The 14,212-nt window shown below is 73.2% G+C and carries 11 protein-coding genes and 1 pseudogene; 1 reads left to right on the forward strand and 11 read right to left on the reverse strand.

Features of this window, described 5'->3' with window-relative positions; translation table 11 throughout:
- Positions 1-29 precede the first annotated feature (29 nt).
- The 9 genes from ACZ4TG_RS33425 to ACZ4TG_RS33465 all read right to left on the reverse strand — a co-directional run bounded on the left by ACZ4TG_RS33425 (position 30) and on the right by ACZ4TG_RS33465 (position 11,835).
- Entirely contained in the window at positions 30-3,287 is a 3,258-nt protein-coding gene (locus ACZ4TG_RS33425; protein ID WP_468170416.1) for a DUF3376 domain-containing protein, read from the reverse strand.
- Between the two features lie 99 nt (positions 3,288-3,386).
- Positions 3,387-3,872, reverse strand: a complete 486-nt coding sequence (locus tag ACZ4TG_RS33430; protein ID WP_468170419.1) for a DUF3574 domain-containing protein — start codon at positions 3,870-3,872, stop codon at positions 3,387-3,389.
- Positions 3,873-3,961: 89 nt separating this feature from the next.
- Positions 3,962-4,867: a DNA-binding protein gene (locus ACZ4TG_RS33435; RefSeq protein ID WP_468170422.1), complete on the reverse strand. Its 906-nt coding sequence runs from the start codon at positions 4,865-4,867 to the stop codon at positions 3,962-3,964.
- Positions 4,864-6,078: an MAB_1171c family putative transporter gene (locus ACZ4TG_RS33440; RefSeq protein WP_468170425.1), complete on the reverse strand. Its 1,215-nt coding sequence runs from the start codon at positions 6,076-6,078 to the stop codon at positions 4,864-4,866. The genes ACZ4TG_RS33435 and ACZ4TG_RS33440 overlap by 4 nt, the downstream gene beginning before the upstream one ends.
- Positions 6,075-6,644: a toxin gene (locus ACZ4TG_RS33445; protein WP_468170427.1), complete on the reverse strand. Its 570-nt coding sequence runs from the start codon at positions 6,642-6,644 to the stop codon at positions 6,075-6,077. The genes ACZ4TG_RS33440 and ACZ4TG_RS33445 overlap by 4 nt, the downstream gene beginning before the upstream one ends.
- Positions 6,645-6,849: 205 nt before the next feature.
- Entirely contained in the window at positions 6,850-8,880 is a 2,031-nt protein-coding gene (recQ, locus tag ACZ4TG_RS33450) for a DNA helicase RecQ (protein WP_468170430.1), read from the reverse strand.
- Positions 8,881-8,951: 71 nt separating this feature from the next.
- Positions 8,952-9,461 (reverse strand): O-acetyl-ADP-ribose deacetylase, encoded by a 510-nt coding sequence (locus ACZ4TG_RS33455; protein ID WP_468170433.1) that lies wholly within the window; start codon positions 9,459-9,461, stop codon positions 8,952-8,954.
- Positions 9,458-10,879, reverse strand: a complete 1,422-nt coding sequence (locus tag ACZ4TG_RS33460; protein WP_468170436.1) for a phytoene desaturase family protein — start codon at positions 10,877-10,879, stop codon at positions 9,458-9,460. Before ACZ4TG_RS33460 ends, ACZ4TG_RS33455 begins: the two co-directional genes overlap by 4 nt.
- Before the next feature lie 131 nt (positions 10,880-11,010).
- Positions 11,011-11,835, reverse strand: a complete 825-nt coding sequence (locus ACZ4TG_RS33465) for an inositol monophosphatase family protein (RefSeq protein WP_468170439.1) — start codon at positions 11,833-11,835, stop codon at positions 11,011-11,013.
- A 132-nt stretch (positions 11,836-11,967) separates the two neighbouring features.
- Between ACZ4TG_RS33465 and ACZ4TG_RS33470 the strand changes: the two genes are divergently transcribed.
- Positions 11,968-12,489 carry a hypothetical protein gene (locus ACZ4TG_RS33470; RefSeq protein ID WP_468170442.1) on the forward strand — a complete coding sequence of 174 codons (522 nt, stop codon included), beginning with the start codon at positions 11,968-11,970 and terminating at the stop codon, positions 12,487-12,489.
- Here ACZ4TG_RS33470 and ACZ4TG_RS33475 read toward each other — a convergent pair.
- The gene (locus tag ACZ4TG_RS33475; RefSeq protein WP_468170445.1) at positions 12,411-13,910 is read right to left on the reverse strand and encodes an NCS1 family nucleobase:cation symporter-1; all 1,500 of its coding nucleotides are present in this window, start codon (positions 13,908-13,910) and stop codon (positions 12,411-12,413) included. The genes ACZ4TG_RS33470 and ACZ4TG_RS33475 overlap by 79 nt on opposite strands.
- A 97-nt stretch (positions 13,911-14,007) precedes the next feature.
- Positions 14,008-14,196 (reverse strand): annotated as a pseudogene (locus ACZ4TG_RS33480) (dihydropyrimidinase); the annotation flags it as partial.
- Positions 14,197-14,212: the final 16 nt, after the last annotated feature.

Here is a 14,212-nt window from a genome sequence, read left to right on the forward strand (position 1 = left end):
CCGGGTGGGCCTGTTCCTACCGGTTCACCCTAGATGAGTGAGTCCGATGTTGCGCCTGCGGGATGCGCCGGGGGCGGTGGCGGTGGCGGTTCCGGCTTCGGGTACAGCCGGGGCAGCGCGACCGAGACCGCGGCGAGGGACACGTAGAGGGTCAGCAGCCCCCACCAGCCGCCGGGCGGATGGCCGCCGAGCTGGACGAGGGAGGCGAGGGCGCCCGCCGCCAGGGCGGCCGGGGGCACGAGCAGACGGCGGTCCGATCCGAGGGCCAGCACGATCGCGGCGGCCAGGGCGAGCGCGAGCCCGGTGGCCGGGATGCGCCAGCCGGACCCGGCCTCCAGCCGCAGCCCGCGCAGCTGCCACAGGGCGACCGGCGGCCCCGCCACGAGCAGCAGGGTGACGCCCGCGCGCAGCGCGCCGGGCAGGAACCGCAGGATCCGCCGGCCGCCGACCGCCAGGGCGGTCATCGCGAAGAGGCAGACCGGAACGTGCCCGAGCAGCGAGGACCACTGGCCGGCGGCGAGGGCGACACCGGCCCACATCAGGGCCGCCGCCGACAGCGCCCATCCGGGGGCGAGCACGGCGACCAGGGGCAGCAGGCAGGCGAGCGGCTTCAGCAGGAGCATGGGCACCTGCACCAGCCGGGCCGCGCCCCTGCCGGAGGGCTGTACGGCCGGCCAGGCGAGGAGTCCGGTCCGCAGGGCGGCGCGGCGCGGGTCGGGGGCCCGGACGAGCTGGTCGACGCCTTCCGCGCCGATGCGCCGGAACGACTCCACGGCGCTCTCGAAGGCGGCCTCGGTCAGGGGTGCCTGGGGCGGTGGGAGGTCGGGCTTGTTGCCCCGGCGGATGCCGCCCCGGTTCAGTGCGGCGATCACGGGGAGTTCCTCTTCGAGGATCTCGCGCTGGCGCAGCGCCGTGAGGACGTCCCGTACCCGGTCCCAGTCCTGTACGTCCTTGCGGTCCGGGTCGGCGAGGTCCTCGTGCCAGAGCTGGAGGAAGCGGGTGCCGTCGGGCGTGGCGGCGGCGACGAGCTGTCCGAGCGCGGTCCCCCGCGCCTCGGTTCCGAAGGCGGCGGCGAGGCGTTCGTCGGTGGCGACCACGGACACCAGGGAGGACGCCGCGTCCAGCCGGCCCCAGGTCCAGTCGCTGATCCGCCAGCGGGTGCTGAGGAAGGCGGCGAAGTTGCTGAGCTGGTTCCCGCTGAGCTTCGCCGCGACCAGCTCCTGCGGGGACAGCCCGGCCCGGCCCAGCACCTTGCGGCCGGCCCAGCTGGCGTTGGCGGCCGAAACGGTGTGGAAGCTGATGTCGGTGGCCTCGGCGAGCGGGTCCGGGCGCAGGGGGCCGAGCAGGACCTCGGCGGCCTGGAGGGCCTGCTTCATCTCGGGGCCGTCGGCGGCGGCGTGCAGTGCCTCGTAGCCGTCGACGACGGTGTCCCCGAGGCTCTCGCCGATGTACAGGCCGAGCTCACCGAGCCGGTCCCACAGTTCTCCGTACCTGCCTTCGGGCCCTTCGGGGGCCGGGTCCAGCGCGACGTAGACCACCCCGGCCAACAGGGCGGCCCAGGTCTGCCAGGCCTCGGGCGGCGCGTCGGCCGGGGGGATCACGGGCAGGGCGGCCCCGAGGCGGCTGCCCGCCATCCGGTAGGGCCCGGCGGCGGCGGTGGGGACCTCGCCCCCGGCCAGCGCTTCGCCGTAGGCGTGCAGCAGCAGCCGGTCGCGGGCGGCGACCAGGGTGGCGACGGCGAACCGGAACGCGTACAGCCGCTTGCGGCATTCCGCGACGGCCTCCGTGCGGTTCTCCGCGACGGTCTCCGCGCGGTTCAGCGCGTGCGGGTCCTGCTCGTCCGTACCGGCCTCGTAGGCCCAGACCCAGTCCATGAGCAGCCGTACCGTACGGGCCAGGGCCAGCGGTGAGCTGCGCTGGTCGGGCAGGAGGGTCCCCGAGTGCCGTCGCAGTGCCTCGAAGAGCGCGGCCGAGCCCTGCCCGCCGCTCGCGTCCAGGGGCTCCAGCGGGCCGGGGCCCGCGGGCAGCAGCAGGGCGTCGGGGCCCGTGACCTCGGCCGGGTCCTCCAGCAGCTTGATGAGCCGCTTCGCCTCGGCCGTGCCGACGGCCCGCCGGTAGGACTCCAGCCGGGCCGCGGCAGCCAGTTCGAGGGCTTCGAGGGTGTTCGGCAGTACCCCGGTGACGCCCTGTTTCTGCTGGACGGCGGCGTCGGCGGCGCGCAGCTCCAGGGCGTCGTCGCGCAGCGACTCGGACCCGGACTTCACGGCCATGGACTTGGCTGCGATCCGTACGAGGCGGGTGGCGCGCCTGCTGTCGCCGGTCTCCGGGCGCGGCGGGGAGGGCGGTACGGGCTGGAGGAACAGCAGCCAGCGGTCGACCTTGCGGGTCACCGGTGCTCCGGCGATGGCACGCACGGCCCAGGCCACGGGGATGTTGTCCAGCAGGCCGCCGTCGACCATCTCGGCGCAGCCGCCGAGGTTCTCGTCCGGGTAGCCGGTCTCGCTGCTGACCCCGCGCATGTCCACCCGGGCCGGATCGCCCAGCGGTGGCGGCTCGTTGCCGACGTAGACCTTGCCCGGTTCGAAGGCCCCGGGGAAGGAGGAGGACGTGCGCGCCGCGTAGGCCAGCCGGTCCAGGGCCGCCGCCCTGGCCGAGCCGTCGGGGAAGTCGGTGAGGGCCTTGCGGTGCCGGAAGCGGAAGTAGGCGTTGGAGCGGCCGACGAGCAGCGGCTGGCCGAGCGTCGGGCGCACCCAGTCCCGGCGGGGGCGCAGCCGGGTGGCCGTGAGGATCAGCCGGAGCGAGGGGACGGGCTTCCAGCCGGCCGGCGGGCTCTGCCCGAGCAGGGCGTCCAGCGACCGGCGCAGTTCGGCGTAGAAGACGTCGTCCCCGCACATCAGCGAATCGGGCACGTGGAAGGGCTTCGAGCGGCGCAGCAGCCCTTCGAGGTCGCCGATGCGCAGCCACATGTCGCGGACCCCGTCCTCGAAGGGCATGCCGTAGACCAGGTGGCAGGCGAGCAGGACGCCGTTGAGACCGCCCGCGCTGGTACCGGCGAGGACGTCGATGTCGACGCTCCCGTAGCCGCACGTGCGCAGCAGGTCCTGGTAGACGGCCGTCCGCGGGTCCCGGTCCGGGGCCGGCGTCCCTGCGGGCGCCTGCCCGGCCTCCCGCAGCCGGGCGGTCTCGCAGCAGGCGCCGCCCATCCAGACGGCGAGGCTCACCCCGCCCCGCAGGGCCAGGGCGAGGCGCAGTTCCGAACTGCGCGGACCCGGCCGGGCAGTGCTCATGTCTTCAGCTTGTGACCGGTTCGGTCGCGCCGCACCTCAGGCCGGGGTGCCGGGCCGCGCGTCCGCAGCCCGGCGGCGCCCGGCGGGATCCGGTCCTCGTCAGAAGTCGGCCCGGACCAGGGCGTCGGCACGGCCGACGGACTCCAGCTCCCAGGTCTGGCAGTACAGGCGGCGGATGTACTCGATGTCGGCGTCCCTGGCGCGGGCCTCACCGACCGGGTAGAGCACCGTCAGTTCGTACGACTTCTCGCGGTTGATGTCGCCCTCCTTGTCCCGCCACTGGCCGCGGCCCTCCTGAAGGGTCAGCCCGGACGGGAAGCGGGGCGTGATCACGTCGGCGACGAACTTCGTGAACTGCTCTTCGGTGATGGGCGGGTTGCCGTTGTGCCGGCCGGTGCCGAAGAAGAGCTGCGTGGACACGTACGCGCTGCCCCGCTCCCCCGGCACCAGCTCCTGGCCGGCCAGTGAGGCGGCCGCGGGCGACTGGACGGCGGTGTCGGTGGCCGGACTTCCGGCGGCGAAGAAGAGCACCGCCGCGGTGAGCACTGCGGCCGCGGCGGGCATCGATATGCGGATGTGGCGCATGGGGTCCCTGTCTGTGTCGGTCGGTCGTTCTCCGGCGTTCCGGGGCTCCGGAAGTCCGGTGATGAGGGGTTCTGGGGGTGGCTCGCCGATCAAGCCGGGTGACGGCCGGTGCGCGCCGCCGGGGCGGGCAGGCACTCCAGCAGGAAGGCCGCCGCGTCCCGCAGCGGTCCCGGGGCGTGCGCGGCGCGGCGCAGGCCGGCCGCGGTCCTGCCGAGCGTCCCGGTCGTCCGTACGGACCCAATGGCGGCGGCGCGGGGGGCGAGCTCCGCGATGAGGTCCTCCGCCTCGGCCCAGGCCCCGGCGCGGGCCAGGGCCGAGAGGAGCTCCGCGGTGAACAGGTGCCGGTAGGAGGGGCCCGGGGCCGTCGCCGCCTGGTGCAGGAGGGGGATGGCCCGATCCCATCGGCGCAGCCTGGCCAGCACCCAGCCCTGGTGGCCGAGGAGCTCGGTGTCGTCGATCCACCAGGCCCAGTGCGGGTCGTGGCGCGAGACGCCGTCCAGGAAGCGGCTGCGGGCGCGGGAGATCAGTTCCAGGGACTCGCTCCCGGCGCCCAGCACGGCGTGCGCGTGCGCCTGCCGCACCAGAACGAGGCTGCTGACCCTGGCGGGGAGCGCGCGCGGCCCGGCGACGCGCGAGGCGGTCTCCAGGGCGCCCCGGGCGTCGCCCACGTGGGTCTGGAGCATGCTGTGGTTCAGCAGCACCAGCCGTCCGGTCCAGCGGTCGCCGCAGAGCCCGGCGAGGGCGAGCGCCCTCCCGTTGGCCCGGTGCGCCTGCCGGTGGAAGCCCGCGTCGAAGAGGATCCAGCCGATCACCTCGCACAGCTCGGCGAGGGCCGCGAGCCGGTCGGCGCCCTGGCCGCGCAGGCTCGCGGGGTCGGCCGAGAGCTCCGGGAACCCGCGCAGGGCCTCGCGTACCGCGGGCAGCGCGGCGGTCGCGCCGTGCGCGGTGTCGAGGGCGACGAGGCGCTCGACGGCGGCTCCGGCCGAAGGGCTCACGGGGTCCCGGTCCGGGCCGCGGGGTACCGGCCGCCCTGGCCGAGGGCGGTGAAGGACGAGGCGACCTGGGTCAGCCATTGCACCTCGTCGCGGAAGTCCTCGTAGGGCGGACGCGCGGGAAGGCCGGCCGTATCGTCCTGTTCGGTCCTCTCCTCGGGCGGACGGCTCAGGGCGGCGCGCACCTGCAGGGCTTCGCCCAGGGGGGAGGTCGGGTCCTCCGGGAGGTCCAGGGAGCGGGCCACCCGGGTGAAGTCCTCGAAGGAGAGCGAGGTGCGGAGCATCAGCTGCCCGTCGCGTATCTCGATGACGCGCCGGTACAGGCTGTAGTGCAGGTCCCTGGGCGGGAGGAGGTCGCGCGGCCAGGAGCGCGGCGGGTTCAGCGCGATGTCCGGCAGGGCCTGGTGGAGCGCCCGCCACAGGGGCCGCAGGCGCAGGTAGGCACGGTAGCTGCGGATCCAGCCCCGTACGCGGGTGAGGTGGATCCCCCAGGACGGAATGGTCCACCCGGTGACCTGGAGCAGGGCCCCGACGCTGCCGCACGTCCACTGGACGGGGTCGAGGCCGGCGCCGTCGAAGTGCAGCCGGGTGCCGGCGATCTGGATGCTCCGGGTGACGCAGTAGACCAGGATGAGGCTCGCGCCGAGGGTCACGGTGCGCATGCCGGCCGCGAGCCACTGGCGGTTGGCGGCCTTGGTGAAGCGCAGCGACAGCCGTACGGTCTCCGCCTGCCCCACGGCGCATATCAGCAGGTAGAAGAACATGTAGAGGGCGTAGCCGCCGTCCTGGATGCTCAACAGGATCGTGGACGTGGCCGTTTCGGACTTCGTCACCGGGCCGACGACGAAGGAGGCGATCACGAGGAGGCACAGCGCGGCGCCGAAGAACAGCACGCGCCGGCGTGCCATGCGCCGGGCTTCGGCGGGCGGTGAGGACCAGTGGACGAGGACCACCTGCTGGGCGGCGGTGAGCACGACCACCGCGACCTGGGTGATCAGCGAGGTGACGTTCGGCAGGCCGAAGAATCCGGAGATGTGCAGCCGGAGCTGGTCCAGGTCGACGAGGAAGCTGATCCCGGAGCACAGGAAGTAGACGCACAGCGCCCACAGCGCGATGTCGTGCCTCCTGCGCAGCAGGTCCGGGAGCCGGTAGGCGAAGGCGGCCAGGCCGACGAAGGCGCAGACCCATGCGAGGACCGTGTAGAGCGTGTTCACTGCTGCTCCGGCTTTCCGAGGCCGAGTTCGATGCGCGCGACGATGTCGGCGGCCTCGTCCGGGACGGCCCAGGCCGGTTCGACCCAGCGCTTGGTGGCCCGGGCGAGGATGAGCGAGGCCATCGTCTCGGCCTCCTGCTCCTCCCCGTCGCTGTAACGGGAGCGCATGAGCATGCCCTGGACGGCGGCGGGGTCGACGTCCGTGAACAGGGGACCGGATTCGACGCGGTCGAGGGGGACGGACCCGCGGTGCCCGAACGCGATGTGGGCCAACTCGTGGGCGATGATGTGCTCTTTGTGGGCCGGAGAGGCCGATTTCTCGAACGCCACGACGTCGAATTCATCCAATTTCAGCCATATGCCCAGGAGATGGCGCTCCGGGAAAGTGGTCGGTATCAGATGGATGGGGCGGTTGCGCTGTGCGCTCAGGTACGCGTGGAGTTCGTCGATCCCGCAGCCGTGCTCCATGCCCCACTCCGCGAGCATCTCCTCGCAGGTGCGGCGGACCTTCTTGAGCCGACGCCTGAGCTGTCTGTCCTCCGAGGCCGGTAACGCAGAGCCAGGCACCTTCATCCTCAGTCCTCCGGCGAAACTCGGCGGCCGCCCTCGCCGGCCCTGGGTTCTTGATCCCCCGGGCAGACAACGCGGTCATGATGCCACACGGACAACTCGCCTCCGTGCGCCATGGGTTCCATCCGGCCACGGGCCGGCCGCCGGCCGGCCCACGGCTCGGTGGGCGCCCGACGGCCGGCCGGCCGGGCCCGGCCGCCGCCTACTGCCAGTCGTCCCAGGGAGCGTCCATGTCGTCCATGTCGAAGGGCGGCTCGTCGTCGTGCGGTTCGTCGTCGCGCTGCTTGCCGTCGTCCTGCCTGGCGTTGTGCTGCTTACCGGCGTGCTGCTCGCCGGCGTGCGGCGCGGCGGGGCGCGCCGTGGGGGCCGCCGGCTCGGCGGGGCCGGACTCGGCCAGGGTGTGCAGGATGCCTTCGGCGTACTTGGTCAGCTTCGCCTCGCCGATGCCGCTGATCTCACCCAGCTCCCCCGCCGTGGCCGGCAGCCGCGTCGCGATCTCGCGCAGCGTCGCGTCGTGGAAGACGACGTACGCGGGCACCCCCTGCTCGCGCGCGGTCTCGGCCCGCCAGGCCCGGAGGGCCTCGAACACCGGCAGGGCGGCCGCCGGCAGGTCGACGGGCACCCGGGCGCCCTTGCCGGACCGGGAACCGGACTCCTTGCGTGCCGCCCGGGCCGGCGCCTTCTCCTTGCGCAGCGGGACGCTGCGGCGGCCCCCGAGTACCTCACCGCTGGCATCGGTGAGCACCAGCGTCCCGTACTCGCCCTCCACGGCCAGCAGCCCCAGCGCCAGCAGCTGCCGTACGACCCCTCGCCACTCGGCGGTGCCCAGGTCCGTGCCGATGCCGAACACCGAAAGGGCGTCGTGGTCGAACTGGATGACCTTGGCGGTCTTCTTCCCCTGGAGGATGTCGATGATCTGGCCCGCGCCGAACTTCTGACGCCGTTCCCTGGCCAGCCGCCAGACCGTCGACAGCAGCTTCTGCGCCGCGATCGTCCCGTCCCAGGACTCGGCCGGCGTCAGGCACGTGTCGCAGTTCCCGCACGGGCCGCCCGGCTGGCCGAAGTACGCCAGCAGCCGCGCCCGGCGGCAGTCGACCGTCTCGCACAGCGCCAGCATCGCGTCCAGGTGGCTCGCCAGCGAGCGGCGCCGCGTGTCGTCCCCCTCGGAGCCCTCGATGAGCTTGCGCTGCTGCACGACGTCCTGGAGGCCGTACGCCATCCACGCCGTGGCCGGCTCCCCGTCGCGGCCGGCGCGGCCCGTCTCCTGGTAGTAGCCCTCGACCGACTTCGGCAGGTCCAGGTGGGCGACGAACCGGACGTCCGGCTTGTCGATGCCCATCCCGAAGGCGATCGTGGCGACGACCACGACCCCGTCTTCACGCAGGAACCGCGACTGGTTCTCGGCTCGCGTGCGGGCGTCCATGCCGGCGTGGTACGCCACGGCGTCGATGCCCTGCTCCACCAGGAAGGCCGCGGTCTTCTCCACGGACGACCGCGAGAGGCAGTAGACGACACCGGCGTCCCCGGCGTGCTCCTCCCGGAGCAGCTCCAGCAGCTGCCTGAGCGGGTTGTCCTTCGCGACGATCCGGTACTGGATGTTCGGCCGGTCGAAGCTCGCGACGAAGTGCCGGCCCTCCTCCAGCCCCAGCCGTGCCGCGATCTCGGCGTGCGTGGCCTCGGTGGCGGTAGCGGTCAGCGCGATGCGCGGCACCTTGGGCCAGCGCTCGTGCAGCATCGACAGGGCGAGGTAGTCGGGGCGGAAGTCGTGGCCCCACTGGGCGACGCAGTGTGCCTCGTCGATCGCGAAGAGCGACACCTTGCCCCGGTCGAGCAGCCGCTGCGTCCCCTCGGTGCGCAGCCGCTCGGGAGCCAGGTACAGCAGGTCCAGCTCGTCGGCGAGGAAGGCCTGCTCGACGCCGCGCCGCTCGTCGGCGCCCTGCGTCGAGTTCAGGAACCCGGCCCGCACCCCGAGGGCGGTGAGCGCGTCCACCTGGTCCTGCATGAGCGCGATCAGCGGTGAGATCACCACTCCCGTGCCCTCTCTGACCAGCGCGGGGATCTGGTAGCAGAGCGACTTGCCGCCACCGGTCGGCATCAGGACGAGCGCGTCGCCGCCTGCGACGACGTGCTCGATGATCTGCTGCTGCTCGCCGCGGAAGGAGTCGTAGCCGAAGACCCGGTGGAGCACCTGCAAGGCGTCGGGGATCTCAGTGGGCGCGTCCGAAAGGGTCATCCCAAGAGCCTAGCGACCCTCTACGACACCCGAGCACGGATCGGCCACAGCGCACACGCCGGCCACGGCGGTCACAGGGCAGCGGCGAAGGTCTCGTAGGCCTCCGCGCCGAAGAGCACGAACCTGACCTCCTCCACCGAGGTCCGGGCCGCCCGTACGGTCTCCACCGCGATCCGGGCCCCGTCGTCCATCGGCCACCCGTAGATCCCGGTGGAGATCGCCGGGAAGGCGACCGTCCGGGCTCCCAGCTCGTCGGCCACGCGCAGGGACTCGCGGTAGCAGGAGGCCAGCAGCGCGGACCGGTCCTCGTCCCGGGACCAGACGGGCCCCACCGTGTGGATGACGTGCCCGGCCGGCAGCCGGCCGGCCGTGGTGGCGACCGCCCGGCCGGTCGGGAGGCCCTTGCCGTAGTGGGAGCGCCGCAGGTCCTCGCAGGCGGCGAGGATCTCCGGACCGCCCCGGCGGTGGATGGCCCCGTCCACTCCCCCGCCGCCGAGCAGCGAGGAGTTGGCCGCGTTGACCACCGCGTCCACCTGCTCGGTGGTGATGTCGCCCTGGACCAGGGTGATGCGTACGGTCATCGGGACTCCTTCCGCAGGTGGCGCCAGACCGCCTTGGCGGCGTTGTGGCCCGACATGCCGTGGACGCCCGGGCCCGGCGGGGTGGCCGAGGAGCACAGGAACACCGCCGGGTGGGCCGTGGCGTACGGGAAGAGGCTGATCTTGGGCCGGAGCAGCAGCTGGAGTCCCGAGGCCGCCCCGCAGGCGATGTCCCCGCCGACGTAGTTGGCGTTGCGGGCGGCGAGCTGGGGCGGTCCGGCGGTGGCGCGGGCCAGCACGAGGTCGCGGAACCCCGGCGCGAAGCGCTCCAGTTGGCGCTCGACGGCCTCGGTGAGGTCGCCCTCCCATCCTGCCGGGACGTGCCCGTACACCCAGAACGTGTGCTTGCCCTCGGGCGCCCGGCCGGGGTCGACGAGGCTGGGCTGCGCGGTGATCAGGAACGGGTTGCGCGGGGCCCGGCCGCTCGAGGCGAGTTGCAGGGCGGCGTCGATGTCGCGGGTGTGCGGGCCGATCTGGACGGTGCCGGCCCGGCGGGGCTCCTCGGCGGTCCAGGGCACCGGGCCGTCCAGCGCGTAGTCGAGCTTGAAGACGGAGGCGCCGTAGCGGTAGCCGTCGTAGGCGCGGCCCAGCCGGGCGATCCGGGCCAGCGCGGTCGGGGAGGTGTCGAAGACGTACGCCCGGGCGGGCGGCAGGTCGTCGAGCCGCTTGACCTCGAAGTCCGTGTGGACGGCGCCGCCGAGGTCGCGCAGGTACGCGGCGAGCGCGTCCGAGATGGACTGGGAGCCGCCGCGCGGCATCGGCCAGCCGCCGGCGTGCGCGGCCAGCGCGAAGACCAGGCCGACCGCGCTGGTGCCGATCCCGCCCAGCGGGGCGATGACGTGCGCCACGAGCCCGGCGAGCAGGGAGCGCGCGCGGTCGTCGTGGAAGCGGCGCAGCAGCCAGGTGGAGGGGGGCAGTCCGGTCAGCCCGAAGCGGGCCAGGGTGAGCGGGTCGCGGGGCAGGGCGGTGGAGGGCAGCGACATGAAGTCCCGGGCCAGGGTGTCCCACTTGCCGAGGTACGGCTCGACCAGGCGGCGGTAGGTGCCCGCGTCCCGGGGCCCGAAGGACGCGGCGGTCTCCGCGACGGACCGGGACAGCACCGCGGCCGTGCCGTCGTCGAAGGGGTGCGCCATGGGCAGGGGGGCGTGCAGCCACTCCAGCCCGTACCGCTTCAGCGGCATCGTGGCGAACACCGGGGAGCCGGCGCCGAGGGGGTGCACGGCCGAGCACGGGTCGTGCCGGAAGCCGGGGAGGGTGAGCTCCTCGGTGCGGGCCCCGCCGCCGACGGTCCCCTCGGCTTCGAACACGGCCACGGAGAAGCCGCGCCGGGCGAGCTCGACGGCGGCCGTCAGGCCGTTGGGCCCCGCCCCCACCACGACTACGTCGAGAATCGACGACACTGACAGCTCCTTCGTCCGGCGGAGGACCGCCCACGGGATGCGGCACCACCTCCAGGATATGCGGCGCGGCAACGCGGGATCCGGGCCGCTGCGGGCCGTCTTGCCGCTCCGCCCGGGCGCGGGCGGGCCGGTCAGGCGTCGCGCAGGAGCTCGCGGATGCGCACCGCGGTGGCCTCGTCCCGGCCCACCGCGAACGGCAGCGCGTTGTCCCGGTCCACTCGGAAGGGGACCCCCTCGACCGTGCTCTGGGAGCCGCCCGCCTCGTCGACCAGCAGCAGCCCCGCCGCGTGGTCCCACGCCGAGGGCCAGGTGAAGGCCAGGGCGTCCATCTCGCCGCGCGCCACCTTCAGGTACTCCAGGCCTGCGGAACCGCACGGCCGGACGGCGACCCCGGGCACCTCCAGCCGGGCCAGGCCGCGCTTGTCCTCGTCGGAGGTGTACAGCGGGTGGGCCACGGCGACCCGCAGCACGGCGCCGGGCTCCGGCGAACCGCTGCGGATGCGCTCGCCGTTGACGTACGCACCCTGCCCGCGCACGGCGGTGGCCAGCTCGTCCAGGGCCGGGGCGAAGGTCCAGGAGGCGAGTATCTCCCCGCGCTGGGCGAGGGCCACGAGGGTGCAGAAGTTTGGGTCGCCGGCCACGAACTGCCGGGTGCCGTCGACCGGGTCCACGATCCAGACCGGCGCGTCGGCGCGCAGCGCCTCGTACACGGTGGGGTCGGCGTGCACGGCCTCCTCGCCGACCACCGCCGAGCCGGGCAGCAGCCTCGTCAGCGAGGCGGTGAGGTGCTCCTCGGCCTTGCGGTCGGCGACGGTCACCAGGTCGTGCGGGCCGGTCTTCTGATCCACCTCGTGCTCGGCGAGCTGCCGGAACCTCGGCATGATCTCGACCGCGGCCGCCTTGCGGACGGCCTCTTCGACGGCGGACAGGTCACGGGCCAGGAACTCTTCGATCATGCCTCCATCACACCATGCCCGACTGACAAACCCCACCGACAATCCGGGTCGAATGGTTGGACTGCAGGTGGACTGCGGACCTCGCGGGCGAAGGAAGTGCGGGAGGGCGGGCGCGTGGCCGACGATGGAGCGGTGACCGTCTTTCGCTGCGCGCGCTGCCTGACCGAGCTGACCACCGCCGTCCGGGAGGTCCCGGTACCGCCGGAGAGCGAGACATGGGCCCCGTACGAGGCGCCCGTGGATCCGTGTCCGCCCCGGATGGCGCCAGGGACGTACGCCCGTGACCCGGAGCCGTCGCGGTTCTCCTGGGGCCCGGTGCCCAAGGGCTTCGCGAGGACCGATGCCGCGCGGGGTCCCCGGCCGGGCGTGGTCCTGAGTCCGGGTGACGTCCGCGGGGTGCTGCCGATCGAGCGGCGCCGGATCGGCTGTTGCGGACCCATGGGCCTGGACGGGCCGAACCTCGCCTGCGCGGGGTGCGGCGCGGAGGTCGCGGTCGAGGCCGCCGACTGCTGCACGTGGCAGGAGATCGTACTGGACCCCCGCCTCACCGAGGCGGTGGACGCGGGGCCGCGACCTCAGTGGTCGGGCCGCTCCCGACGCGTGAGCGCCACGTACAGCAGCAGCGACGAGGCCAGGCCCACCGCCCAGCCGTAGTCCGCGAGCGGCTTCAGGAAGGGGATCAGGCCGTCCTCGGGGAAGGGGCCCTTGCCGGGCGCGGAGTGCGATCCCCCGATGGCCAGGACGCCGCCGACCAGGAAGGCGGCCACCGCCTTCGGGTTCCAGCCGCCCCGGTACCAGTACGGACCGCCCTCGCGGTAGAGGTCGGGCAGCGAGAGGCGGGTGCCGCGCACGATCCAGTAGTCGGCGATGAGGATGCCGGCGACCGTGCCCAGCAGGCCGCCGACCAGGCCGAGCCAGGTGAAGATGTAGAACTCGGGCGTCGAGGTCAGCTCCCACGGCATGATCAGCACGCCGACCACCCCCGTGATCAGCGCACCGGTGCGGAAGTTGATCAGGCGGGGGGCCAGGTTGGCCAGGTCGTAGGCCGGGGAGACGACGTTCGCCGCGATGTTGACCGAGATCGTCGCGACGAGCACCGTCACCAGGGCGTAGAGCAGTCCGAAGACGTTGTCGGTCTTGGAGACCAGCTCCACCGGGTCCCAGATCGCCGTGCCGTACACCGCCTCCGACCCGGAGGTGACGAACACCGACAGCAGCGCGAAGAGGGTCATCGTCGTCGGCAGTCCCAGGGTCTGCCCGAGGATCTGGGAGCGCTGGCCGGCGCCGAAGCGGGTGAAGTCCGGGATGTTGAGCGACAGTGTCGCCCAGAAGGCGATCATCCCCATGAGCGAGGGGAAGAAGACCGGCCAGAAGTCCTCGCCCCAGCCCAGCCGGGACGGCTGGTGGAGCAGTTCGCCGAAGCCGCCCGCCTTGGTCCCGATCCACACCAGCAGCGCGAGGGCGCCGACGATGACGAACGGCGCGGCCCAGTTCTCGAAGCGCCTCAGGGTCTCCATGCCCCGGTAGATGATGGCGAGTTCGAGGGCCCAGAAGAGGATGAAGCACAGCCACAGCGGCCAGGGCTGTCCGGCGATCTCCTCCGCGTCCTCCCAGCCGCCGAAGACCTTGCCGAGCAGGACGAAGATCCCGGATCCGCCGATCCAGGTCTGGATCCCGAACCAGGCGCAGGCCACGGCCGCCCGGATCAGCGCGGCCAGATTGGCTCCGCGCACCCCGAAGGAGGCCCGGGCCAGGACCGGGAAGGGGATCCCGTACTTGGGGCCAGCGTGCCCGGTGAGCAGCATCGGCACCAGTACGATCACGTTGGCGAGGGCGATCGTGAAAACGGCCTGTTTCCAGTCCATCCCCAGGGCCACCAGCCCGGAGGCGAGCAGCCACGAGGGGATGTTGTGCGCCATGCCGACCCACAGGGCCGCGAAGTTGTACGTCGTCCAGCGCCTGCCCTCGACCGGTACGGGAAGCAGGTCGGCATTGGCGAAGCGGCCGTCGGGGGGAACGTCGCCGGGGGCGAGCTCGACGCGGCCTCCGGTGTCTCCGCTCGGGTGGTCCACCATGGGCACGCGTCCCTTCGGGTCAGGGGGGTGGGCGTCAGGCTCTGAGGGCCGGGATGACGTGTTCGCCGTACGCGTCGATGGTGGCCTCCTCCACATCGTGCGTGTGCGCATCGACCCCGTCCGGGATCACGTACTTCCGCGAGGCGTCGATCACCCGGTCAGCGGTCCACTGCTGGCTGCCCGCTGTCACCATCGCCACGACACGGCGGTCCTCGATCAGAACATCCGCATGCAACTCGTTGGAAGCCGTAATGACAAGGCCACCGGTAATGAGAGTTCTGGTCATGAGCTCGTCCAGTGTC

The organism is Streptomyces sp. NPDC028314 (genome assembly GCF_055565795.1).

Coding starts and splice junctions, on each gene's coding strand:
- ACZ4TG_RS33430 (WP_468170419.1), bottom strand. CDS start 3,872: ATGCGCCACATCCGCATATCGATGCCCGCCGCGGCCGCAGTGCTCACC.
- ACZ4TG_RS33475 (WP_468170445.1), bottom strand. CDS start 13,910: ATGGTGGACCACCCGAGCGGAGACACCGGAGGCCGCGTCGAGCTCGCC.
- ACZ4TG_RS33425 (WP_468170416.1), bottom strand. CDS start 3,287: ATGAGCACTGCCCGGCCGGGTCCGCGCAGTTCGGAACTGCGCCTCGCC.
- recQ (WP_468170430.1), bottom strand. CDS start 8,880: ATGACCCTTTCGGACGCGCCCACTGAGATCCCCGACGCCTTGCAGGTG.
- ACZ4TG_RS33455 (WP_468170433.1), bottom strand. CDS start 9,461: ATGACCGTACGCATCACCCTGGTCCAGGGCGACATCACCACCGAGCAG.
- ACZ4TG_RS33465 (WP_468170439.1), bottom strand. CDS start 11,835: ATGATCGAAGAGTTCCTGGCCCGTGACCTGTCCGCCGTCGAAGAGGCC.